Source organism: Lutimaribacter marinistellae, from assembly GCF_042648365.1.
Classification (GTDB): domain Bacteria; phylum Pseudomonadota; class Alphaproteobacteria; order Rhodobacterales; family Rhodobacteraceae; genus Lutimaribacter_A; species Lutimaribacter_A marinistellae.
Map to the genome: position 1 here is coordinate 302,395 of NZ_JBHRXI010000010.1, position 23,318 is coordinate 325,712.

The 23,318-nt window shown below is 63.6% G+C and carries 18 protein-coding genes and 1 pseudogene; 10 read left to right on the forward strand and 9 right to left on the reverse strand.

From position 1 onward, the window contains the following. The first annotated feature begins 87 nt into the window (after positions 1-87). The 7 genes and pseudogenes from ACFORG_RS10300 to ACFORG_RS10330 all read left to right on the forward strand — a co-directional run bounded on the left by ACFORG_RS10300 (position 88) and on the right by ACFORG_RS10330 (position 7,349). The gene (locus ACFORG_RS10300; protein WP_386735340.1) at positions 88-1,173 is read left to right on the forward strand and encodes an isocitrate/isopropylmalate family dehydrogenase; all 1,086 of its coding nucleotides are present in this window, start codon (positions 88-90) and stop codon (positions 1,171-1,173) included. Continuing rightward, positions 1,170-2,822, forward strand: a complete 1,653-nt coding sequence (locus tag ACFORG_RS10305; protein WP_386735341.1) for a GMC family oxidoreductase — start codon at positions 1,170-1,172, stop codon at positions 2,820-2,822. The genes ACFORG_RS10300 and ACFORG_RS10305 overlap by 4 nt, the downstream gene beginning before the upstream one ends. Positions 2,823-2,851: 29 nt before the next feature. Then, positions 2,852-3,145 (forward strand): annotated as a pseudogene (locus tag ACFORG_RS10310) (aldehyde dehydrogenase family protein); the annotation flags it as partial. Continuing rightward, positions 3,067-3,393 carry an aldehyde dehydrogenase family protein gene (locus ACFORG_RS10315; protein ID WP_386735815.1) on the forward strand — a complete coding sequence of 109 codons (327 nt, stop codon included), beginning with the start codon at positions 3,067-3,069 and terminating at the stop codon, positions 3,391-3,393. The pseudogene ACFORG_RS10310 and the gene ACFORG_RS10315, both read left to right, overlap by 79 nt. A gap of 84 nt (positions 3,394-3,477) precedes the next feature. Next, positions 3,478-4,497 (forward strand): sterol desaturase family protein, encoded by a 1,020-nt coding sequence (locus tag ACFORG_RS10320; RefSeq protein ID WP_386735342.1) that lies wholly within the window; start codon positions 3,478-3,480, stop codon positions 4,495-4,497. Continuing rightward, complete coding sequence (locus tag ACFORG_RS10325) at positions 4,484-5,830, forward strand: MmgE/PrpD family protein (RefSeq protein ID WP_386735343.1); 1,347 nt, start codon at positions 4,484-4,486, stop codon at positions 5,828-5,830. Before ACFORG_RS10320 ends, ACFORG_RS10325 begins: the two co-directional genes overlap by 14 nt. Next, on the forward strand, positions 5,817-7,349 hold the full coding sequence (locus tag ACFORG_RS10330) for a trimethylamine methyltransferase family protein (RefSeq protein ID WP_386735344.1): 1,533 nt from the start codon (positions 5,817-5,819) through the stop codon (positions 7,347-7,349). Before ACFORG_RS10325 ends, ACFORG_RS10330 begins: the two co-directional genes overlap by 14 nt. 31 nt (positions 7,350-7,380) lie before the next feature. Here the strand turns inward: ACFORG_RS10330 and ACFORG_RS10335 are convergent, their stop codons facing one another. Together ACFORG_RS10335 and ACFORG_RS10340 are read right to left on the reverse strand one after the other, a co-directional pair. Further along, a complete protein-coding gene (locus ACFORG_RS10335) occupies positions 7,381-8,484 on the reverse strand; it encodes a glycine cleavage T C-terminal barrel domain-containing protein (protein WP_386735345.1) in 1,104 nt (367 codons plus the stop codon). Positions 8,485-8,517: 33 nt separating this feature from the next. Continuing rightward, positions 8,518-9,003 (reverse strand): MarR family winged helix-turn-helix transcriptional regulator, encoded by a 486-nt coding sequence (locus ACFORG_RS10340; RefSeq protein WP_386735346.1) that lies wholly within the window; start codon positions 9,001-9,003, stop codon positions 8,518-8,520. A gap of 108 nt (positions 9,004-9,111) precedes the next feature. On the opposite strand from ACFORG_RS10340, the gene panB reads away from it, so the two are divergent. From panB to ACFORG_RS10355, 3 genes are read left to right on the forward strand one after another with little or no spacing between them, the layout of a single operon-like run. Further along, positions 9,112-9,978 carry a 3-methyl-2-oxobutanoate hydroxymethyltransferase gene (gene panB / locus ACFORG_RS10345; protein WP_386735347.1) on the forward strand — a complete coding sequence of 289 codons (867 nt, stop codon included), beginning with the start codon at positions 9,112-9,114 and terminating at the stop codon, positions 9,976-9,978. Further along, positions 9,975-10,880 carry a phytanoyl-CoA dioxygenase family protein gene (locus ACFORG_RS10350; protein ID WP_386735348.1) on the forward strand — a complete coding sequence of 302 codons (906 nt, stop codon included), beginning with the start codon at positions 9,975-9,977 and terminating at the stop codon, positions 10,878-10,880. The genes panB and ACFORG_RS10350 overlap by 4 nt, the downstream gene beginning before the upstream one ends. After that, a complete protein-coding gene (locus ACFORG_RS10355) occupies positions 10,880-11,962 on the forward strand; it encodes a Rieske 2Fe-2S domain-containing protein (RefSeq protein WP_386735349.1) in 1,083 nt (360 codons plus the stop codon). Before ACFORG_RS10350 ends, ACFORG_RS10355 begins: the two co-directional genes overlap by 1 nt. Before the next feature lie 63 nt (positions 11,963-12,025). On the opposite strand, the gene ACFORG_RS10360 is transcribed toward ACFORG_RS10355, so the two are convergent. From ACFORG_RS10360 to ACFORG_RS10390, 7 genes are all read right to left on the reverse strand, one after another. Next, positions 12,026-13,804, reverse strand: a complete 1,779-nt coding sequence (locus ACFORG_RS10360) for a TRAP transporter permease (RefSeq protein WP_386735350.1) — start codon at positions 13,802-13,804, stop codon at positions 12,026-12,028. Between the two features lie 63 nt (positions 13,805-13,867). Next, positions 13,868-14,818, reverse strand: coding sequence for a TAXI family TRAP transporter solute-binding subunit (locus ACFORG_RS10365; RefSeq protein ID WP_386735351.1), 951 nt, complete (start codon positions 14,816-14,818; stop codon positions 13,868-13,870). 58 nt (positions 14,819-14,876) lie between these two features. Next, complete coding sequence (locus tag ACFORG_RS10370; RefSeq protein ID WP_386735352.1) at positions 14,877-15,764, reverse strand: isocitrate lyase/PEP mutase family protein; 888 nt, start codon at positions 15,762-15,764, stop codon at positions 14,877-14,879. 4 nt (positions 15,765-15,768) lie between these two features. After that, positions 15,769-17,043 (reverse strand): TRAP transporter large permease, encoded by a 1,275-nt coding sequence (locus ACFORG_RS10375; RefSeq protein ID WP_386735353.1) that lies wholly within the window; start codon positions 17,041-17,043, stop codon positions 15,769-15,771. Further along, positions 17,040-17,534 (reverse strand): TRAP transporter small permease, encoded by a 495-nt coding sequence (locus tag ACFORG_RS10380; RefSeq protein WP_386735816.1) that lies wholly within the window; start codon positions 17,532-17,534, stop codon positions 17,040-17,042. The genes ACFORG_RS10375 and ACFORG_RS10380 overlap by 4 nt, the downstream gene beginning before the upstream one ends. A gap of 56 nt (positions 17,535-17,590) precedes the next feature. Beyond that, positions 17,591-18,571 (reverse strand): TRAP transporter substrate-binding protein, encoded by a 981-nt coding sequence (locus tag ACFORG_RS10385; protein ID WP_386735354.1) that lies wholly within the window; start codon positions 18,569-18,571, stop codon positions 17,591-17,593. 208 nt (positions 18,572-18,779) lie between these two features. Beyond that, positions 18,780-23,117: a beta strand repeat-containing protein gene (locus ACFORG_RS10390; RefSeq protein WP_386735356.1), complete on the reverse strand. Its 4,338-nt coding sequence runs from the start codon at positions 23,115-23,117 to the stop codon at positions 18,780-18,782. Positions 23,118-23,318: the final 201 nt, after the last annotated feature.

Below are 23,318 nucleotides of genomic sequence, written 5' to 3' on the forward strand. Positions count from 1 at the left end.
GGTGAATGTTCTTCATTCACCTTTTCCGCCTTTTTCCAAATTTTCAACTGCGGAATGATGCTTCGACCAACGTGAAGGGAATGATGGTTGGAAAAGCGGCTTCTGGCACTTGGCGGAGACGGGATAGGGCCCGAAATCCCGAGTTACGGATTGCGGGTGACAGAGCATCTGGCCGCGCGATCGGGTATAGAGCTGTCGATCACCCAAGGCCTGCTTCACGGCGCCGCGTGGGAGGCACATGGCACCTTTTGCACGTCGGATGTCCTGCAACAGGCACGCGCATCGGACGCAATCCCCGTGGGGGCAGCTGGCGGACCGAAATGGGATCATATTCGTGTCCCCGACGGCGTGAGATGCCAAGACGGGTTGATGTATCTGCGCCGTCACCTGCAGACCTATCTGGGTTTGCGCCCTGCCTGTGCGTGGCCCGCACTTCTTGATCGTACGCCGTTCCGGACCGGCGCGGCGGCCCACGCCGACATCCTGACCCTGCGCGAGATGTGCGGCGGCGGGATCTTCGCGACCGAACGTGGCCGACGCAGGGTCGGCGGTCTGCGGCAGGGTTACGACATGACAGCCTATGACAAAGCCGAGGTATCGCGGTTCTCGCATGGGGCCTTTGAACTTGCGAAAAGACGCCGCGGCAGACTCGTCAGTTGCGACAAGTCGAACGTGATGGAAAGCTACAAGCTCTGGCGGGAAGTCGTGACCAAGGTGGCACAGGACTATCCCGAGATCGCGTTTCAGAACATGTTCGCCGACAATTGCGCCTATCAACTGATGATGCGGCCGCATGATTTCGACGTGGTCATCGGGTGCAACCAGATGGGCGACGTACTCAGCGATCTGACAGCCGTCTTCGCAGGTTCGCTGGGCATGTTGCCTTCGGCCTGTCTCGCCGCCAATCCCGACAGCGGATCAGCCTTGGGCATCTATGAACGCGCGGCCGGATCGGGCCCCGACATCACCGGCCTCGGGATCGCCAACCCGGTCGGCACGATCCTCTCGGTCGGCATGATGTTCACTTACAGTTTCGCAATGCACGAGGTCGAAAGCCGGATCCAGACAGCGGTGGCCGCGACACTGCAAGACGGAATCATGACGCCCGACCTCGGGGATTCGGCAAGCGGGGCCGAGATGACGGAGGCCATCATCGACAGGCTTGGACCATGAAGGCGTTCGATTACGTCATCGCTGGTGGCGGTTCGGCCGGTTGCGCGTTGGCAGCCCGGCTGGCCGAGGATCGACACGTGTCCGTTTGCGTGATCGAGGCAGGCGGCAAGGGACGCGACCTGTTCATTCGGATGCCTGCCGGAAACGGTTTCGTGTTCGGCAACCCCAGGCTCGACTGGAGCTACAGTTCAGTGCCGCAACCGGGCCTGAACAACCGGTCGATCTACTATCCGCGCGGTAAGGCGCTTGGCGGATCCTCCATCGTCAATGGCATGATCTACATGCGCGGCGTGCCCGGCGACTACGACGCATGGCAACAACCCGGTTGGCGTTACGCAGACGTGCTGCCCTATTTTCTTCGCTCCGAAGGCTCACGCGACAGGCGCGATGCGTGGCATGGCGCGGACGGCCCCCTCAAGACCGAACCGGCGCGAAACTTTGGCGAGATCGAGCAGGCCTTCATCGACGCCGCGGTAATGGCGGGACACAAAAGGATCGATGACTTCAACGGCCCCGAACGCACCGGCGTGGCTCGGAATGACAGTACCGTTTCAAAAGGTGTCCGGCAGTCGGCGGCCATCGCCTACCTTGCATCCAAGCCTGCCAACCTGACGATCCTCACCGGAACCCTGATCACCCGGATCGTTTTTGAAAGGGGCCGCGCGGTCGGCGTCCAGACACTCTCGGGCGACGTGATACGCGCAGAACGCGAGGTGATCTGTTGCCAAGGCGCCTTTGGCAGCCCGCATCTCCTCTTGCTTTCGGGGATCGGCCCCGCAGACCACCTGCGCGAGCATGGAATCGATGTCACGACGAACTTGCCCTCGGTCGGGGCACATTTGTCGGATCATCCCGATGTCTCGATGCAGTGGGGCTCGGACCGGATGGACCTGAGCCATGCAAGGCATCAGCGCCTGGATCGCGCCGCCTGCCTCATGGGGCGCTGGCTGTTGAACGGCGGCGGCGCAGGGGGCGGGCCGTTCTTCTCCACGGTGCTCTTTCACGCTTTCGAGGACGCGGCGCTGCCGGAACTGGAGGTCTTCATGACCCCCATGGTGGTTGAGGAAAACCTCGGCAACTGTGCGGCTGAGCAGATTCCACTGCTGCAACGATTGGGCCGCAAACTTCTGGTGCGCGGGCGCAAGATGGCGCGGCCGGGCGTTCAGATCGATATAAACCTCGAACGCCCGAAATCCGAAGGCACCGTGCGCCTGGCAAGTGCAGATCCCCGCGCGCACCCCTTGATCGATCCGAACTATTTCGCCGATCCGAATGACATCGAGATGTTGAAGTGCGGCGTGCATGTCATGCGAGAGGTCATGGCGCAAAGCCCGATCGCCGCACTGGTCACAGGCGAGATCGGCGCGTGGAAGAATGCCCGGCACGACGCCGAAATCGAGCAGGCCATCAGGATGACGGCCTATACCGGCCATCATCCCGCCTGCACGGCCCGCATGGGCGATGTTCTGGATGCCGATCTGCGGGTCCGCGGTGTCGAAGGGCTGCGCGTATGCGACGCCTCGGCCATGCCGAAACAGATCACCGGCAATCTCTATGCCACGGTCATCATGATGGCAGAGAAGGCGGCGGACATGATCCTTGGCCGGCCGCCCCTGCCCGCCGAATACCCGATGGAGCACACCTTGTGAGCAAGATCCGAACCTACACGTTCTTTGCCGTGAACGCCTGGCACGTACCTGCCGCAGGCAGCTACATCGACGATTTCACCGACAGGCTCGTCCAGACCGCTCGAAAAGCCCGCGTCGGCGACCCGCTCGATCCGGAAGCGAAAACCGGTCTGATCGCCAATTGCGCCCATTATGACAGCGTTCTGACACAAATAGCGGCTGCGGAAACTGCCGGGCACCGGCTGCTGCTCGACGGCCGAACCCATTGCCGGGATCAGGGCTACTACATCGCTCCGACGATCTTTGCCGACGTGCCGAACACATCCGGGCTCCCCCAAACCAAGGTCTTCGGCCCGCGGACAGTACCGAGGCATCGCAAAACCAAGATAACGTCGCCAGGACCGCAAACGATACGGCCTACGGAGTGGCTTCCCGGATCTGGACCCGCGAAGAGGCAAGGGCCTTGCGTTTGGCCGACCGCTTCGAAGCGGGCACCGTCTACATCCAACACTATTTCAACGCAGCCACCCAATCCCCGGTCGGCAGATACAACACTCCGCCTACGGGCGCGAAAACGGCTGGGAAGGGATGAGGTGCCACCTTCAGACAAAATCCGTCTGGCTGTCCACGAACCCGCATCAGCCCGATCCATTCACCTGACACAAGGGAGGTCCCCATGAGCGCACCGAACAAGCAATGGAACCATCACCCGGATCTGCCGATTTCCGTGTCTCCGATCCTGTCCTGGCCGCCGCGCCCGCTGTCCTGGCTCAAGTGGATAGCACGGTACTGGCTTGCCCTGTCCTCGGTTCTGCTGGAATTCATCCTCGCATGGGCGGTCTATGCCTGGCTCATGCCAAGCTGGGCGCAAATGCGGACGCTAAGTCTCGATTGGGCGGTGATGATTTGGTTGCGCAACCTTGTCACGCTGGGGATCGTCGCAGGCGGGCTTCACCTGTGGTTCTACACCTTCACCGCGCAGGGCAAGAAGCTCAAGTTCGACGCGCGCGATCTGGCCCGCGACAATGGCAGCTACACGTTCCGCAACCAGGTGCTGGACAACATGGTCTGGAGCCTTGCAAGCGGCGTGACCTTCTGGACTGCCTACGAAGTTCTTTATTTCTGGGCCGCCGCGAACGGCTACGCGCCACAGATCGCCTTTGCCTCGAACCCGATCTGGTTCGCCCTCTGGATCGTGTTGATCCCGATCTGGGCCAGTTTCCATTTCTACTGGGTCCACCGGACGCTGCATTGGCCGCCACTCTACAGGCTGGCGCACAGCCTGCATCACCGCAATGTCAATATCGGTCCTTGGACGGGGCTGTCGATGCACCCGGTCGAACATGCGATGTATTTCAGCTCACTGCTGATCCACGTCATCGTGCCCTCGCACCCGGTCCATGTTCTGTTTCACTTCTACAACCTCGCACTCAATCCTGCCTTTTCCCATGCCGGGTTCGAGGCGGTCGTCGCCGGCAACAAGCGCCGGATGAATGCCGGAGATTTCTTTCACCAGCTCCATCACAAGTATTTCGAGTGCAATTACGGAACCGCCGAGATGCCGTGGGACGTCGTTTTCGGATCCTTTCACGATGGCCGCGAAGAGGCCACGAGGGAAACCCGAGCACGCAAGAAGCGCATGCATGAACGCAAACCGACAGAGGCAAGAAGGGTTGATGGTCATGACCGCGATTGAACGCCTCGCACGGTTCGTAACCACTGCGGCGCCGGATCCCGGCCTGGTTACGGTGATCGCCCCGGCCATCGCCGATTGCTTTGGCTGTATCCTCGCAGGGGCGTCGAGCGACGTTGCCGAACGGGTCGCGGCCGCATCGGCCGTGTTCGGGCCCGGCCCCGCGCCGCGTTTCGGCACGGACATGGGAATGCCCATACCGCTCGCCGCGCAACTCAACGCGGTTGCCGGTCACGCGTGGGATCTCGACGATTGGGAAGAACCGGCAAACACGCACCCGACCGTGGTGCTGCTTCCGGCCCTTCTGGCGGCCGCCGCCCTGCGCAAGACCAGCGGCGCGGAGTTGATGGCCGCCTATGCAGTCGGCGCCGAGATCATCATGCGCCTTGGCGAGGCGGTCACGCTGGATCACTATTCCCGCGGCTTTCATTCGACGGCCACCTTGGGAACCATCGGCGTCGCCGGGGCCGCTGCGCGATTGATGCGCCTGTCGGCGGGTCAGACGGCACAGGCCATTGCCCTCTCCGTGTCGCAGGCATCGGGCTACACGCTGCAATTCGGCTCGCACGCGAAACCGCTTCAGGCCGGCTGGGCCGCACGAAACGGGCTGGAGGCCGCCCTGCTGGCCGCGCAAGGCGTCACAGGTCAGTCCCACGTTCTCGACCATCCGCGCGGCTTTGCCGGGTTGATGGGGACATTCGATCCGGACCGGTTTGCGCTTATCCTGAACAAGTTGGGCCAGCCTTGGGCGTTGCGCGAATACGGGCTCGTCCTCAAGCCCTGGCCATCCTGCGGCTATACGCACCGGCTGATGACCGCCGCGCTCTCGCTTCGCCCAAAGGTGGCAAGCCGCCTGCCGGAAATTGCCGCGATCCACGCAAGCCTGCCGGACTTCCACGCCGAGATCCTGCCATTTCACCGGCCCGCCTCACGTGGCGAAGCGCTGTTCTCGATCCCGGCCTGCGTGGCGCAGACCCTGACTGCAGGCACCCTGACCCTGACCGACAGCGCCAACGGCTTCTGGGAACGGCCCGCGGTTGCCGCGCTGATAGAGGTTACCCGAGTCTCACCGGAACCCGCCCGGCGGCCTGACCTGAACTATGACCCGAACCAGCCCGACCGGCTGCGCATCGCATTCGGCGATGGGGACGTGATCGCGGCCTCCTGCGCCTATCCACTCGGGGCCGCGCAGCAGCCGATGACCGCCGCGCAATTGGCCGCGAAGTATTCCGACATTACCGCGCAGCCTGAGACCGCCTTTCGCGATCTGCTCGGCTGGCAAGCAGCCGACGACATTTCCGCCTTTTTCAAGGAACACTCCCATGCAGCAGCGTAAACGATCCGGGGGCCGCGCAGCGCGGCGGCAATCCCGCGGCGATGGGGCCGGCTCGGGGCCCACGGCGGCCATCTGGCCCGGCATCAAGGGTGGCCGTTATGCCCCGCTGTCACAAGTCGAGATCGGGATGATCGACCGAACCGCCATGCGCATTCTCGAAGAGATCGGCATTAAGCGCGCGACGCCCCACTGTATTCAGACGATCTGCGCGGCGGGCGGGTCACTGACGGATGACGGGCGCCTGCTGATGCCGGAAACGCTGGTCCGAGACGTGTTGCAGACCGCCGGGCGCGGTTTCTCCCTGTGCGGTCTGGATCCGGTCCATGACATCGATCCGTCTTCGTCACGCACCCATTTCGGAACCTCCGGCGCCGCCGTCCACATCATCGACAGCCTGACCGGGCAGATCCGTGACACCACGCTGCGCGACCTCTACGACATGGCCCGCCTCGCGCAGCAACTGCCGAACATCCACATGTTCCAACGCACGGTCGTTGCACGTGACATTGCCGACCCGCGCGAAATGGACCTCAACACGCTGTATGCCTGCCTCAAAGGGACCAGCAAGCCCACAGGCACCTCGTTCGGTGCGCCTGAAACCATGGAAGAAGCGGTGCAGATGCTGACCATGATCGCTGGCGGCCCGGACGCGTTGCGCGCAAGGCCACCGGTCTGCGTATCGACCTGTTTTATCGTGCCGCCCCTCACCTTCGCCGAAGAGGCGCTCGGCGTGATCGAATGCGCCGCGAAACACGGTATCCCGCTCAAGCTCGTCTCGGCAGGTCAGGCGGGCGCGACCAGCCCCGCGCCGCTTGCGGGCGCCGTGGCCCAGCAAACGGCCGAGGTTCTGGCCGGAATCGTCTATGTCAACCTCCTGAACCCTGGCCATCCGGCGACCTTCGGGGCATTACCCTTTGTCAGCGACCTGCGCACGGGCGCCATGTCGGGCGGGTCCGCCGAACAGGGTTTGCTGATGGCCGCATGCGCGCAGATGGCGCGGTTCTACGACATTCCCTGCGCCGTCAGCGCCGGCATGACCGACAGCAAGCTTCCCGATTTCCAGGCCGGCTACGAAAAGGGCTACACCGAACTTCTGGCATCGCTCGCCGGGGCCAACCTGATCTACGAGGCTGCCGGGATGTATGGCTCGCTTCTGGGCGCTTCGCTGGAAAGCTTCGTGCTCGACAATGACCTGATCGGCTCGGTCATGCGCGCCACGCGAGGGTTCGAGGTCACCGAGGAGACGCTGTCACTCGAGACCATCCGCGACGTCTGTGTCGGAGGGGCCGGGCATTACCTTGGTCATGTCCAGACGATCACTCGCATGGAAAGCGACTATTTCTACCCCGCTCTTGCCGATCGCCGCCCCCCGCAGGAATGGTCTGCCGCGACGGACAAGGATCTTCTCGAACGGGCAAGGCTACGAACGCGCGAACTGCTGGCGCGGCCGGGTCCCGACCACATCCCTAGCGATCTGGACAGGGCCATCCGCGAGCGGTTTCCGATCAGGTCGCTGTGATCAGCGCAACGCACACCCCGACCGGACGCGATCAGAAGAACGGCAGGTCGCAGAGCGTTCCACTGTCGGTGTACCCGCCGCGCAGGACTTCCACCCTGTCGCCGGACCGTACGTCAGTGCGTACCAGGACGAACCCCAGCGTGGTCTTCGCGCGCGGCGACCATGCGCCGTTCGTCATGTGCCCGATCTCCTCGCCATCCCTGCGCACCCGGTACCAGATCGCATGCCCCGCGCGACGTTCCTGCGCGCCGAGCACGATGCCCAGCTGGTGCCGCCGGATGCCTTCGGCCTTGATCCGACGCAAGGACGTGATGCCGACGACCTCGTCGTCGAGGTCCAGATCGACGTATTTCCCCAGCCTCACCTCGAACGGGTTGGTCCGGTCATCCGTATCGCCGCCATAGGACAACAGCCCACTCTCGATCCTTTCGGCCGGGTTCGGATAGCCCGGCCCGATCCCCCAGGGCTGACCGGCTTCCCTGACGATGCTCCAGAGCTCGCTGCCACGGCTCCCGTCACAGAGGTAAAGCTCGAAACCGCCCTGTTTGGAATAGCCCGACCGCTGGATCACCAACGGTATTCCGTTCACTTCAGCCGGGGCGAACCAGAAGTACTTCAGCGCGCGCACCCAATCCCCGAAGATCGAGGCCACGACATCCTCGGCCCTGGGCCCCTGCACTGCCATGGGCGAAACATCGGGCTCGCATATCGCGACATCCAGCTTGCGCTCGGCGGCAATCGCCCGCGCCCACATCAGGATGTTGTTGTCACCGATGGACAGCCAGAATGTGCCGTCCTCATGCCTCAGAACCACCGGGTCGTTAACCAGCACACCCCGGTGATCGCACATCGGCACGTACTTCCCCTTGCCGACCTCGATCCCGGACAGGTCGCGCACGGACAGCAATTGCACCAGCCGCGCGGCATCGGGTCCCTTGATCTCCACCTGCCGCTCGACGCTGACATCCCACTGCGACACGCCGTTCAGCAGCCGGTCATACTCTGCGTCGCTGTCGCCATAGGACACCGGCATCAGCATGCTGTTATACGGTGAAAAGGCTGTGACGCCCTCCTGCACCGTCGCTTCGTAAAAGGGGGATACGCGCAACCGCGTGTTCGGTCCGATCTCGGCCATGGGTCTGCCTCGCGCTGTGATGGTCCGGTGGTGTCATTCGTCCAGTGTCGCCGCATGCAGCGCGGCTTTCTTCATGATCCGGGCCAGCGTGCTGCGTTCTTCGGCGGTCAGACCGGCCAGCACCTCGTCCTGCCTGCGCGTCAGGTAGCCCACGATCCTGCGGTGCATCGCGCGCCCCTCGGGCGTGATGCGCAACCGTGCCTGACGCCCGTCCTCGGGATCGGGAGAGCGTAAAAGGTACCCTTCGGCCAACATCCGGTGCACGGCGCGGCTGATCGTGTTGCGCGGGCGGCGCGCGATCCGCGCGACCTCCTGCGCGGTGAGTTCGTCGAAATGCGACAGGCAGACCAGCAGGATGTACTCTGCGCGAACCAGCCCGAAATCCCGTTTGATCGCACCGTAGGCGGGAAAGACGATCGCATTCGCGAGGTAGGTGATCCGATAGGCTTCGGGGTATTCGATCGTGTCGAAGATCCCGGTCAGATCCTTTGTCCCTGCCTTGTCAGCGTGTTGATCCATGATGCTCCCCTCGCATGGTGGGACGCCAAAAGACCCTTGCCAGCAAGGGCCAGTGTAGCGCATATTGTTCCAAATGGAACAAGATTCTTGTTCGGTGGAGGGGCCAGCGTGACGCAGACGACAGCCAAGCTCACCATTCCCGATCTCGCGGCAAAGAAGGCCGCGGGTGAACGGCTTGTCATGGTTGCCGTCGGTGAGGTGCTGACCGCGACATGGGCCGCGCGTGCCGGCATCGACATCATCGGCGTGGGCGACAGCCTTGGCATGACGCTACATGGGCATGAAAACACGCTCGCCATGACCGTCGATCAGATGATCATGCACACGCAGGCGGTGCGGCGCGGGGCGCCCGATACGCTATGTCTCGTCTCGATGCCCTACGGCTCCTACGCCACGCCCGACATGGCCGTGACGAACGCGGTTCGGATGATGAAGGAAAGCGGCGCGGACGCGGTCAAGCTCCAGCTCGGTCGCGAAGGGGCGCATATCATCCGCGCGGTCGCCGATGCCGGCGTTCCGGTGATGAGCCATGTCGGTCTTCTGCCGCATCGCGTGCACATGCTCGGCGGGTTCAAGACCCAAGGCCGCACCGCCGAAGCCGCACTGGACCTGATCCGGGACGCGCGCGCGATCGAGGATGCCGGCGCCATCGGTCTCGAGATTGAGGCGATGCCCTACGAAGTCGGCAAAGCCGTGGACAAGGCGGTGTCTATCTTCACCTTTTCAATCGGCGCGGGTGCGGCCGGCACCTGCCAGCTGCTGAACGGCTACGACCTGCTCGGGGCCTTCGACACGTTCAAACCCAAGTTCGCCAAGCGTTACGCGAACATCGCCGAAACCGCGACGCAGGCCTTCACCGCCTATGCCGAGGACGTACGCGCCGGCACCTTTCCCGACGACGATCACAGCTATCGCATGAAGCCCGAAGAGGCAGAGCGCCTCGCCCAACTGCTTGCTGAGGAGGACAGCACATGACACCCGAAGAGATCCTGGCCGAACCCCCGCGCGTCCTGACGCAGGCCCAGCGCGAACATTACTTCGAACATGGCTATGTCGGTGTCGAAAGCTTCGTGCCCGCCGACACGCTGGCAGAGCTCATCGCCGTGACCGATGCGTTCGTGGACCAAAGCCGCACCGAAACGCATTCCGGCAGCGTGTTCGACATCGGACCGGGACACAGCGCCGACACCCCCGTCCTGCGCCGCTTGAAAAGCCCCGACGACCAGAGCGCCACATACTGGGCCTTCGCCAAGGGGCTGATGGCCGATGTCGCCGCCGACCTGGTCGGTCCAAACGTGGTGTTTCATCACTCCAAGCTGAACTTCAAATGGTTCGACGAAAGCGACACGGTGAAGTGGCACCAGGACATCCAGTTCTTCCCGCACACCAATTACAACGTGCTCACCATCGGCTGCTACCTCGCCGATACGGACATGACCAACGGCCCGCTGGCGGTGAAACCTGGTTCGCACAATCGCGACCTCTACGATCAGTATGGTGCGGACGGGAAATGGACGGGGCAGCTAAGCGATGCCGACGCCGCCGCGATCGACGCGTCGGACGTGGATTACCTGACCGGACCCGCCGGTTCGATCACGATCCACAATGCCCGCGCACTGCATTACTCGCCCTCCAGCAAGTCCGCGCGTCCGCGCCCGCTTCTGCTCAACTGCTATTCCTCGGCAGATGCCAAACCCTATACTCCGCACCCGGATCCGTCGTCGCATGCCTACCACGTCGTACGCGGCCATCCCGTTCGCTGGGCGCATCACGATCCGCGCCCCTGCCAGATCCCGCCGGACTGGTCCGGCGGGTACAGTTCGATCTATGCCGCACAGTCCGGCGAGGACGCCAAGACCGGGCAGGGAGCGATGTGATGAGCGACGACATCCCCGGCGCCAACGGGCAGACCATCCCCAACGGAATGCTGCAGGACAACTACCCGCGCAACATGTGGTGGGTCGCCGCGCATCGCGACGAGGTGACGACAAAACCGATGATGCGCTGGCTTCTGGAAACGCCGGTTGTGCTCTACCGGCATGAGGATGGCACCCCGGCCGCGCTCTACGACCGCTGCCCGCATCGCTGGGCGCCCCTGTCCGAGGGGCATGTCGCGGGCGACAAGATCGTCTGCCCCTATCACGGGATGGAGTTCGACAGATCCGGCACCTGCACCAAGGCTCCGACACAGCACATGAAGCCGAAAACCGCGACCATCCCGTCCTTCGCGGTGAAAGAGGCCGGGGCTTATATCTGGGTCTGGATGGGCGATCAGGACGCGATCGACTGCGACCCGCCCGAGGTCGGCTACCAGGTCGATCCGAACTGGACCCCCGTGAACGGCTATTACGAGGTGGCGGCCAACTGGGTGCTGATCCGCGAAAACGTGCTCGACCTCACGCATATCGCCTTCCTGCACAAGAACACGTTCAAACAGGATGACTGGATCACCGCGCCTGACACCTACATGGATGGCGAAACGGTCTGCTACGAGCAGGAATTCGACCTCGCCCCGCTGTCGCCGCTCTTTTGCGCTGGCATGGGCCTGCCCGAGGACAAGCCGATCAAGCGTGTGCAGAAGGGGCGCATGCCCAGCCTGGCGATCTCGTTCTCGGACTGGAACGTGCATGACCCGAACCCCGAACCCGGTCGCCGTTCGGATTTCATCGTGCGCGGATGCCATATCGTGACACCCGCCCAGCGCGGCAGGACCCACTATTTCTGGATGGCGGCTTTTGACGTGCCGGAACTGACCGACGAGGTCGCCGAGAAGACCCGAAAAAGCGTCACAGCGGCCTTCGACGAAGACAAGCACCTACTCGAAAAGCTGCAGGCCAATGTCGAGGCCGACCCGCGGGGGCTCGATTTCCTCGAAGTCACCCTCGGGGCCGATGGCGCGGGGATTCGCGTCCGGCAGATTCTGAACAAGAAGCTGAAGGCCGAAGGGCGCGCTCTCTAGCCCCCGACCTAACCCTCAGACGGATACCAGCACGCCGCTGCTGGCATCCGCGCCGACACGTTTCTAGACGGGAAAGAAGATCACGCCGATCCCCGCCGCGCACAGGCCGATGGTGGCAAGCGGCGCACGCATCGCAATCAGGCCATAAGAGATCAGCCCGAGGCCAAGCGCCGTGCGCAGAAAGGCGATCAGCGCCATCAGGGGCGCCTCCTGCATGCGGATCAGATCGGGATTGGCGATCATGCCCAAGGGGATCACGTAAAGGCCCACGCCCAGCGCCATCGCCGTGCCAGCCACCCGCAGCCAGTTTTCCTGCACCATGCCCGACGCGATGAACACCGCGCCACAGACCGGCGGCGTGATCGTCGACAACAGCGCGTACCAGAACACGAAAAGATGCGCCTGCAACGGCTCCAGCCCAAGCTGGATCAGGGCAGGACCGGCAACCGAAACGCATATGACATAGGCCGCCGTGGTCGGCACCTCCATCCCGAGCACCAGACAGGCCAGTGCGGTCAGCAGCAGCGCGGGCCACAGCATGCCCCCCGCACCGGACAGGATCAGCGAGGTGATCTTGACGCCAAGCCCCGTGACCGACAGCACCCCGATGATGATCGAGGCGCACAGGATGATTGACGCGATCAGCGCCACCTGCCGCGCAGAGGTCAAAAGAGCCTGTTCGATCCTGCCCCATGCCTCGGCCGGTTTCACGCTCAGCCGGCGGTCGAACAGCAGCAGCACCGCACCGGCGCCGATGGCAAGGCAGGCCGCGTATTGCGGCGTTACCGCAAGGCCGAACATGCCCCAAAGAAGCACGCCGAACGGAACCAGGAAAAAGGCCGAGGTGATGGCCACGTCCTTCATCCCCGGCCGGTCCGCGGCGTCGATCGATTTCAGGTCGGTGTGGCTGGCATAGGCGTTGATGCCGATCCAGACCGCAAGAAAATAGAGCAGCGCAGGCAGGGCCGCCGCCGCCATGATCCCGGTATAGGGAACGCCTGTCAGCTCCACCATGACAAAGGCCCCCGCCCCCATCAGCGGCGGCATGATCTGCCCGCCCGAAGAGGCCACCGCCTCGACCGCGCCGGCCAGTCGTTTCGGATAGCCCAGCTTCGTCATGGCAGGTAACGTGATCGCGCCTGTCGAGGCGACATTGGCCGAGGCCGAGCCCGAGATGGACCCGAACAGCGCCGACGAGATCACCGACACCTTGGCCGCGCCCCCTTTCAGCCGACCCGCCGCAGCGGACGCGACGTTCATGAACCCCTGCCCGGCCTCGCCCGCGTTCAGAACCGCGCCAAAAATGACAAAGATGGCGACAACGCCCACCGACACGGCGGTCAGCGTGCCCCAGATACCGCCCTCAGCAATGGTCATCGTGCCCAGAAAGCTCTTGAGAGGCGTGCCGGAATGCCCGAACTCTCCCGGGATCAGGTGGCCCAGCAGCGCATAAGCCAGCGCCAGCGCGGCCACCACCGGCAGCGGCCAACCGATGGCACGCCGCGCAGCCTCCAGCACGCAGACCAGCAGGGTAACCGCAACCGCGATCTGGAAGTTGTTCTCAAGAAACCCGTACTGGTCGCCCAGCGCCGCGTGGTTCCATGCGATCCAGACCGACGCCGCGATACCCAGCACGGCAAACACGATGCCCGAGACAAGCTGCACCCGCCCGCGCGCGGCAAAGACAAAGATCCACGGCAGCACCAGCGCCATGTGCAAAGGCCGCGACACGAGGTTCGGCACCAGCCCCCAAAAGATCAGCCCGATGTGAAAGGCCACCAGGACCACCGCCAACAGCAGCCAAACGGGTTTCCAAAGTATGGGGTGGTCATCCTGCAGCATATTGCCTGCTCCCAAAAGAAAGGCCGGGCACGATGACCCGGCCATGACGCGATGTCGGAACGCTTACATCTGTGCGTCGGTCAAGGCCATCCCGGCTTCCTTGTAATAACGGATCGCGCCGGGGTGGATCTTGCCCGCGATATTGCCCATCAGGCTTTCATCCACACCGTTCCACCACGGGGCGGCGGCACCCATGCTTTCCTTGCCCTCCCAGAAGGTCTTGGTCAGCTGATACGCGGTCTCGTCATCCATCTTGGTGGTGGTATAGGCGACCACCGGCAGCGACGTGGTGACGATGTCAGCCTCTTGACCGGCATAGGTGCCCGCCGGGATGACAAGGCGCGCGCGCTTGGTCGCGGCGATCTGCTCGTCATCGAGTGACAGTACCGACACGCCGGTCGATGCCGCCGCCTCGACCACGTTGGGCGCCGGATAGGACCCGGCCGTCACAAAGGCGTCGATCTGCCCGTTCTTCAGCGCGGGCACCGCGTTCGACAGCTCCACCTCGGCCAGCTTGACCTTGCCTTCGAGGCCGAAAAGCTTGAGGTATTTTTCGCCCTCTCGCGCCCCGAACGACCCCTTGCCCAGTAGAACCGTCTTGCCCTCGAGATCGGCAAAGCTGTTGATGCCCGCATCCGCGCGCGCAACGAAATGCATGGTCAGCGACGGGATCGGAAACAGCGCGCGGATCTCGTCAAAGGCCGGGTCGCCCTTGCCCTCGAACATGGCCTTGCCGCCCTGCGCCAGCCCGACAAGCGCCGGCGGGGTGGTAAAGAAGTAATCCCCACCGCGGGCCTTCACTTCCATCACGTTCTGGACCGAGCCCTGGCTTTCCTCGACCGTCACGATGATGTCCGAGCCCGCCTTCATCGCCTCGGCGATCTGCACGCCCATCTGGTAATAGGACGAGGTCGACTTGGCCGACTTGTACGTCACGCGCGTCTCGGCAACGGCCATCGTGGCAGTGACGGCAAGTGCGGCCACGGCACCGGCCAGAAGATTGAAGGGTTTCATGTGTTCCTCCCTGAGGTTTGGCAACGATGTGCCGTTCCGGATAAGCGGTCGCGACGGATCACGCCGGATCACCGCCCCGCTTCGACGTGTCGTAGTGTTCCGACGTTTCGTAATACGCGTCAAACCCGATCCGCCGCCGGAGTTCAACGAAATCCATGCGCCCAGGCCGGTCGTCGCTGCGCATGCCGCGCAGCGTGGTGACCATGGCCTGCATCGCCGCCGCCATCAGAGACAGCGGATAAGCGGCAATCGAGAAACCGATATCGTGCAGAACGGCATTGGGCAGGTCGGGCGTATCGCCGCCCTCGACGATATTGGCCATTTTCGGACCCGGCAGCGCGCTGCACACCTCGCGCATCTCCGCCTCGGTACGAGGGGCCTCGACGAACAGGATGTCGGCCCCAAGCTCGGCAAACCGACCGGCCCGCGCGATGGCCTCTCCCAGCCCGTGCTCGTGGCGCGCATCGGTGCGGGCCAGGATCAGGATATCGCCACCCGCGGCGCGAAGCTCCTCCCGTGCGTCGACAGCCGCCCGGATCCGGTCAAAGGCTTCGTCGCGCCCCACAACGGCCTTGCCCGGCGTGTGGCCGCAGCGCTTCGGGGCCAGCTGATCCTCGATCATGACGGCAGCGCAGCCGGCCCTTGCGAACCCCGTCACCGTACGCCGTACGTTCATCGCGTTTCCGTACCCCGTATCCCCATCACCGATCAGCGGCATGCTGACCGCCTCGGTGATGTTGCGGGCCTGGTCGACCACCTCGCCATAGCTCATCAACCCCAGGTCCGGCGCCCCGATCCGGCTGGCCGAGGCGGCAAAACCCGACATGAAGGTCAGGTCATACCCCTCCTGTTCTATCAGCTTCGCGGACAGCGCGTCGAAACAGCAGGGCATAATATGGCAGCGATCCTGCGCCAGCAGTTCCCGCAGCTTTTCGGCTTGGGTCATCGGGTCACCATTTGAACGGGATGTAGAGGGCCAGGTCAGGCCAGAGGAACAGGATCACAGCCGTCAGCAGCAATAGGCCGAGGAAGGGCAGAACGCCGCGCGCCACCTCGCCCAGCGACGCCCGCGCCACCGCCTGTATGACATAAAGGTTCAGGCCGACCGGCGGCGTGATCAGGGCGCATTCGACCATGATCACCATGAAGATCCCGAACCAGATCGGATCAAAGCCAAGCGCCATTGCCGCGGGCAGCAGCACCGGCGTCATGATCAGGATCATCGACAGGGCCTCGAACACCAGCCCCATCAGCAGCAACACGACCGAGACCAGCAGGATGAAGATGACCGCACCGTCGATATTGGCCGCGATGAAGGCCGAGATTTCCTGCGGAATGCGATACAGCGCGATCGCCTTGCCAAAGATCTTGGCCCCCGCGATGATCAGCAGGATGGCGGTGGTTGTCACCGCACTGTCGCGGATCGCCTCCCACAGCCCCGCCCAGGTCAGCGTGCGCAGGATCAGGGCGGTAATCACCAGCGCGGCGGCAAAGCCCACGGCCGCAGCCTCGGTCGGGGTGAAGGCACCCGAGTAAAGCCCCGCCACGATCAGCAGCGCCAGCGCAAGCGACGGCAAGGCCCGCAGCGTCGCCGATATCCGCTCGCTCCCTCCGGCCTTGGGCATCGGTGTGTAACTGTCGGAAAATCGCGCATGCACCATCGCAAAGCCGATGAACAGCCCGACCAGCAGGATGCCGGGGCCGATCCCGGCAAGAAACAGCGCGATCACGGATTCCTCGGCGACGAAGCCGAAGACGATCATGGGAATCGAAGGCGGGATCAGGATGCCCAGCGTTCCGCCCGCCGCCAGCAGCCCGAACACGAACCGCCGGTCATAGCCGCGGCTGACCATCTCGGGAATGGCCACCGTGCCTATGGTCGCCGCCGTCGCCACCGAAGAGCCCGAAATGGCCGCGAACAGTCCGCAGCTCAGGATCGTCGCCACCGCAAGACCGCCAGGCCAGTGCCCGACCCAGGCCTGCACCGCCGCGAACAGATCGCGCCCCACTCCGCCTTTCAACAGAACGTTGGACATCAGCAGGAACAGCGGCACCGCCAGCAGGATGAACCCGTCCAGCGTCGACAGGATCGCCTGCGGCGCCATCAGCGGTGAAAACCCGCCCACGATCAGCATGCCCAGCCCAAGCCCGCCAAGCGCAAAGGCCACGGGAACGCCAACCAGCAACAGCGCGAACAGGCAGGCGAGGATGAGGATGATCGTCATTCGTGGCTGCTCCCCAACGTTGTCAGATCCTGCGAGCGAAGCCCGACCAGCTCCACCACCGCCTGCGCCGTCAGCAGCGCAAAGCCTACCGGCACCGACAATTCGCTGATCCAGATCGGCAGGTTCAGCAGTGACCCGGTGGTCCGCCCCCGAACAAAACTGTCGTGGAAAATCTCCCAGCCCCAGATCGTCACGATCACGGAAAACACGATGATCGCAATAAGAGAGAACGCCACGCATCCCTGCTGAACGCGTTTCGGCAACAGGTTGGTCACGGCATTCACGGTGATGTGCCGCCGCGTATTCAGAACCCAGGCCATCGCCAGCAGGCAGCCCCACATCAGGCAAAGCTGGCTCAACTCGGCGGCCCATGTCGTGGGCCGGATGAAGAAATAGCGCGCGACGACCTCATAGGTCAGCATCGCGCCGGTCGCCGCCAGCAGGCACGCGCCCAGAATACCCGCCCAGCGGGAAAGAGTTGTCACAAACATCATCGGAACGGTGTCGGGCGGCCAGGCTGGCCGCCCCTCCAATTCACGCTGTCAGATCATTGGCTGGCCGCGTCGAGCACGGCCTTGCCAGCGTCGCCCGCCGCCTCAAGGTAGGCGTCGTAGACGGGCTGGGCCACCGCCTTCCACGCCGCCAGGTCCTCGTCGGACAGCTCGACGATGGTCATGCCATTTTCCTTGGCCGCCGCATAGGCATCGGCCTCGATCTGGGCCATGCGGTCGCGCACGTCGGCCTGCGCCACGACGGCAGCCTCCGTGATATGGCCGCGGATCTCGTCGGACAGGCCGTTCCACCAGTCCGAGTTCACGACGACCACGAACTCGATATCTGCATGATTGGTCACGGTGATCGTATCCATCACCTCCCACAGCTTGCGCGATTTCACGCCCGAAACGCCCGTCATGCCGACGTCGACCGTACCCCGCTGATACGCAAGGTATTGCTCGGAACCCGAGATCAGCGTCGGCGCGCCGCCCGCGGCGCTGACGAAATCACCCAGCGTCTTGCCAAAGACGCGGACCTTCTTGCCCTTCATGTCCTCGGGGGTTTTGATCGGCCCGCCATTCGACAGCATGATCGCCCCGCCATAGGCCTGCCAATACAGGATCTGGCCACCGGTCTTGGCGACCTCTTCCTCGATCGCCATGCGTACCGGGCTGCCTTCGGCCACGGCAGCGCGAACCTTGTCCTCGGAATTCAGCAGGAACGGCATGTAGAACACGTCCACCACCGGGGCGTCACCGACATAGCGGGTCAACGAGGCAACGCCGGCCTCGATCGCGCCCGAGCCGACAGCAGCGGGAACTTCCTTGTCCTTGTAAAGCGTCGCGCTGTCATAGATCTCGACATCGATCGCGCCACCGGTGCGCTCTTCCACCTCTTTCTCGAACATCAACAGGTTCTGGCCCAGGTGGCTCTTCAGCGGAAGCTGCAGCGAAATCCGCATCTTCTCCGCCGCTTGCGCCGCACCCCCAATCATAGCAAGGCCAAGCGCGGCCCCAACCATATGCTTGAGCATGTTCTCTCCTCCCTTGAACGTGCCGGCCGAGCTTAGCCACAAGGTCGCTTGACGCAAGTGTCTTGACCGTCCGGCCCAACGAAACACGCCCCGGGCAATCGGAACCCGGCAGAGACAAAACCGCCCCTGCCCGAAACATCCGGACAGGGGCGGCAGAGTGCGCGGGAGGACCCCGGCCCGGACGGGCCGGGACCATCTGCGGTCCTCGTCAAACGACGAGGAAATCATTGTTGTCGATGCTCGGTGCCCCGGTCAGGACCGCGAACAGGACCGCCGCCGTGCCGTTCAGCCCGTCCGCATCATAGAACACCTCGCCCGTATTGGTGTTGTAGACGATGCGATCGGCACTCGCCTCGGCAAGCCCGGTGGTATTGGCCCTGAACTCCGAGGCCAACAAGTTTCCGCTGGACGACAGGGCTGTGAATATCGTCGTTTCCAGAAGCATGTAATCGCCCTCGGACGGGTCGAAATCTTCGATACGGTCGACATTGCCGGCACCGAGCGCGGTGTCGAAAGCGAAGGCATCACCGTCATTCCCGCCGATCAGCGTGTCATTGCCATCTCCACCATACAGCGCATCCGATCCGTCGCGTCCGCTCAGCAGGTTGTCGATACCATCCCCGGTCAGCAGGTCGGCGAAGCTCGACCCCCAGACCGTCTCGAAGCCCGAGATCACGTCGCCCGCCGCATCCCCGCCCGAGGCCGACTGGAACCCGCCGCCCGCATCGTTCAGGTCGATCGTGACGCCGCCGGACGACGAGATGTAGCTCAGCACATCCCGTCCATCACCGCCGGACAGGCTGTCGGCATCGCCGCCGCCCCCGCCGCCGATCGTGTCGTTGCCGTCACCGCCCACGATGGTGTCCGCCCCGTCGCGCCCAAAGAGCACGTTGTTGTTGGCATCACCGGTCAGCGTGTCGCCGAAATCCGATCCCCAGACACGTTCGAAGCCCGAGATCACGTCGCCCGCCGCGTCCCCGCCCGAGGCCGACTGGAGCCCGCCGCCCGCATCGTTCAGGTCGATCGTCACCGCCCCGGCCGAGCCCGTATAGCTGAGAACGTCGCCGGTCCCGTCGCCACCGGACAGGCTGTCGGCATCGCCGCCGCCGCCGCCGCCGATCGTGTCGTTTCCGTCGCCGCCCGCGATGGTGTCAGCCCCGTCGCGTCCGTAGAACAGGTTGTTGTTTGCATCACCCGTCAGCATGTCGCCGAAATCGGATCCCCAGACACGTTCGAAGCCCGAGATCACGTCGCCTGCCGCGTCCCCGCCCGCGGCCGACTGGAACCCGCCGCCCGCATCGTTCAGGTCGATCGTCACCGCCCCGGCCGAACTGACATAGGTCAGAAGGTCGATACCGTCACCGCCGGACAGGCTGTCGGCATCTCCGCCGCTCCCGCCACCGATCGTGTCGTTGCCGTCGCCGCCCGCGATGGTGTCAGCCCCGTCGCGGCCATAGAACAGGTTGTTCATGGCATCACCCGTCAGGGTGTCGTCAAAATCCGATCCCCAGACACGCTTGATGCCTGACAGCACGTCGCCCGCGGCATCCCCGCCCGAGGCCGTCTGGAATCCGCCGCCCGCATCGTTCAGGTCGATGCTGACCGCCGCCGAGGATCCGGTATAGCTGGCGACATCGTTGCCGTCGCCGCCTTCCAGCGTGTCAGCGCCGCTGCCACCGCCCAGCGTATCCCGGCCATCGCCGCCGACCAGCGAGTCATCGCCACCGAAGCCGAACAGGGCGTCAGCCCCGCCAAGCCCGATCAGGATGTCCTGGCCTGCATCCCCGACAAGGACATTGGCCGTGTTGTCGCCGGTCTGGGTATCGACCGCATCCGCGATATCGACATTGATCGTTCCCAATAGCGGATCGACCGTGCCGTCATCGACATTGACGGCAATCGTCGCCGCATCCTCGCCAAAGACGTTGCTTGCGCCGGTGTAGTTCACCGCGCTGGCAGTGGCGAGATAGGTGTTGATGCTCGCCACAGTCCCCTGCAGCGTCAGCGTTCCGGTTCCGTCGCCATTGACAGTGACACCGCCGCCCGAGCTGGCATTGAGAACACCGGCCGACGCGGTCAGCGTCACGGTCAGCGCGTCCCCGTCGACATCGGCGAATGTCGCGCCGGACAGATCGACATTGCCCGGCGTGTCCTCGGTCACCGAGATGTCGGAGGGCAGGCCGCTCACCGTCGGAGCGTCATTCGCCGGCGTGATGTCGACATTGACGGTACCCAGCGCGACATCGCCAGATCCGGCGCCGTCATTCGCGGTGACCGAGATCGTCGCCGCGTTGTCCCCCGACGCGTTCAGCGCGGGCGTGTACTGGATGTTCGAAGCGGTATCGAGATAGGTGTTGATGTCACCCGGCGCACCGGCAAGCGTGATCGTCGTCGCGTTCACCAGCGTCTCGGCCACACCGCCGCCGACACCAGACCCGTCCGCCGGCGTCGCGAATATGCCCGCGCTCGCCGTCAGCGTGACGGTGATGTTATCGCCATCGACATCGGCAAAGGACGCCGCGCTCAGGTCGACATTGCTCTGCGTATCCTCGGCCACGGTCACATCGCCCGGCAGGCCGCTCACCCCCGGATCGTCGTTCGCCGCGGTGATGTCGATGTTCACCGTGCCAAGGTTCACGCTGCCCGAACCGTCGCCGTCATTCGCCGCAAGGCTCAGCGTGGCAGTATCGTTGCCATTGTCGTTAAGCGCGCCGGTGTAGCGGATGTTCGACGCCGTATCGAGATAGGTGTTTATGTTCGCCGCCGTACCCGACAGCGTGATCGTGGTTGCGTCCACCAGCGTCTCGGTCACGCTCAGCGCGGAACCGTCGGCGGGCGTAGCGAAGGTCCCTTCGGACACGCTCAGCGTCAGGGTGATCGGGTCGCTGTCGTCATCCGTCAGCGTGACCGCGGACAGGTCGACATCGCCCTGCGTATCCTCGGTAAAGCTCAGGTCCGTCGGCACGCCCGAGGCCACGGGGGCGTCGTTGAACGCGGTGATGTTCAGCGTGATCTGCTGCGTCGCCGAGGTTCCGCCGGAGCCGTCCGTAAGCACAACGTCGATCGTGCGGGCCAGGGTCGTCGGTGCATCGCCGCCGTTGTTGGTGTACTGAATGTTGCGCAGCAGGGTCTGCACGTTCGCCGGCGTCGCATTCGAGTTCAGCGTGATCACGAGGGCCGAGCCCGAGGTTCCGCCGCTGAACGTCCCGATCTGCGCGGCATCCGAGAACACGAGGTTTCCGGCAATGGCCGTCAGCCCGGCGCCATTGCCGGTATTGGCGATCCCCAGCGCATCTTCGCTCTGCCCGTTCGCACTGAAAGAGATCGTCAGCGTCCCGCCCGAGAAATTCGCATTGTCGGCATCGGACACGGTCGCATTGGCGAACTGGTCCATGGTGGTCGGGTTGACGCCCTCGAAATAGGTGATCGTGTCGCCACCCAGATTGCCGATGACCGGCGCGTCGTTGATTGGGATGATCGTGAAATTGAAGGTCTGGTTATCAATCGGGTTGCTGCCGTCCGAAACATCGAACTGGAAACTGTCCGACGTCGTCTCGCCCCCGTTATGGGCATAACGCAGGTTGCCGGCATTGATATTGGCCTGGGTAAAGGTGCTGCCAACGCCCAGATCGGTATCGCCCGCGTTGAACGTGTTCGAATTGTCATTGTCCAGATAAAGCGTGCCATTGGCCACGTCCGTATCCAGCGAATAGGTCAGGTCGCTGTCGCCGGTATCCGTGTCATTGGTGTCCAGCTCAGCCGAGGATACCTCGTCATCGCTTCCCTCGTTCAGCGTCGAACCCGTGTTCGTATCAACCGTCGGCGCAGCACCGGGCGCAAGGACGGTGAACGCGCTCAGCGAAGTAAACGGATTACCTCCCGGAGTACTGGTGAAAGGCGAGCTCTGCGATGTCCAGTTCGCGCTGTTGGCGATGGCGGTCTGCAATTCGGCAGCGCTTCCGGTGGTCGTGCCACTGTAGTAAAGGTTTCCGTTGCCGGATCCGCCCACTTCTATATAGGCGGGCGAAAACGCGGTGTTCAGATCGGAGTTGCTGGGGCGAGTAGAGTTGGTGCCCGAGGTCCCGGCCGCGATATTCGCCCACGCACCTTCGGATGCGGAGTCGTCGAAATCCGTTCCCCAGATCAGGCTTGGCGAAGCAATCGAACCCTGCAGCACGAACAGCTGGTCACCACCACTGGCAGTGGACCAGAAGTTTTCGCCGGAGCCTACGCGCGTAGCATTGACGGAACTACTGGACGAGCCGTTGATGTAGACGCTCATCACGCCTTCATTCACCGTGGTCGACCCGTTGAAGAACCCGTTATCCGAGAAAGTGACGATGGTTCCCGCCGTCAGATTGCTCGGTGGTGTCCAGGTAATCTGTCCTTCGCCGCTGGCAAAGTTGTTACCGTCGGTCCAGCTTTGTTCGGTGAAGATGATCGGGTCATTGGTGTCCACATCGACCAGAAACACGACGCTGAATGCGTCTACCGTATCCGGTTGCCAGCCTACGACGGCCACATCACCCTGGTTCAAAATTGTCATCCCGATCCCTCCTCAACGCAAAATACGATAAACGACAAATCTCTTCGCCGACCACAAACGGTCGGCGATTTCGGGCAACCGTACCGGGTCGCTGAATCATGTCACGTCAATAATTTGTCTGCGCTCAACCAAGGGTCGACCTGAGACCGAAACAACGCAGTCAAAGGTAGACAGAACCTTCGTCGTCTTTCCGCGTGATGC

Coding starts and splice junctions, on each gene's coding strand:
- ACFORG_RS10305 (WP_386735341.1), top strand. CDS start 1,170: ATGAAGGCGTTCGATTACGTCATCGCTGGTGGCGGTTCGGCCGGTTGC.
- ACFORG_RS10320 (WP_386735342.1), top strand. CDS start 3,478: ATGAGCGCACCGAACAAGCAATGGAACCATCACCCGGATCTGCCGATT.
- ACFORG_RS10325 (WP_386735343.1), top strand. CDS start 4,484: ATGACCGCGATTGAACGCCTCGCACGGTTCGTAACCACTGCGGCGCCG.
- ACFORG_RS10330 (WP_386735344.1), top strand. CDS start 5,817: ATGCAGCAGCGTAAACGATCCGGGGGCCGCGCAGCGCGGCGGCAATCC.
- ACFORG_RS10335 (WP_386735345.1), bottom strand. CDS start 8,484: ATGGCCGAGATCGGACCGAACACGCGGTTGCGCGTATCCCCCTTTTAC.
- ACFORG_RS10340 (WP_386735346.1), bottom strand. CDS start 9,003: ATGGATCAACACGCTGACAAGGCAGGGACAAAGGATCTGACCGGGATC.
- ACFORG_RS10350 (WP_386735348.1), top strand. CDS start 9,975: ATGACACCCGAAGAGATCCTGGCCGAACCCCCGCGCGTCCTGACGCAG.
- ACFORG_RS10355 (WP_386735349.1), top strand. CDS start 10,880: ATGAGCGACGACATCCCCGGCGCCAACGGGCAGACCATCCCCAACGGA.
- ACFORG_RS10360 (WP_386735350.1), bottom strand. CDS start 13,804: ATGCTGCAGGATGACCACCCCATACTTTGGAAACCCGTTTGGCTGCTG.
- ACFORG_RS10365 (WP_386735351.1), bottom strand. CDS start 14,818: ATGAAACCCTTCAATCTTCTGGCCGGTGCCGTGGCCGCACTTGCCGTC.
- ACFORG_RS10370 (WP_386735352.1), bottom strand. CDS start 15,764: ATGACCCAAGCCGAAAAGCTGCGGGAACTGCTGGCGCAGGATCGCTGC.
- ACFORG_RS10375 (WP_386735353.1), bottom strand. CDS start 17,043: ATGACGATCATCCTCATCCTCGCCTGCCTGTTCGCGCTGTTGCTGGTT.
- ACFORG_RS10380 (WP_386735816.1), bottom strand. CDS start 17,534: ATGTTTGTGACAACTCTTTCCCGCTGGGCGGGTATTCTGGGCGCGTGC.
- ACFORG_RS10385 (WP_386735354.1), bottom strand. CDS start 18,571: ATGCTCAAGCATATGGTTGGGGCCGCGCTTGGCCTTGCTATGATTGGG.
- ACFORG_RS10390 (WP_386735356.1), bottom strand. CDS start 23,117: ATGACAATTTTGAACCAGGGTGATGTGGCCGTCGTAGGCTGGCAACCG.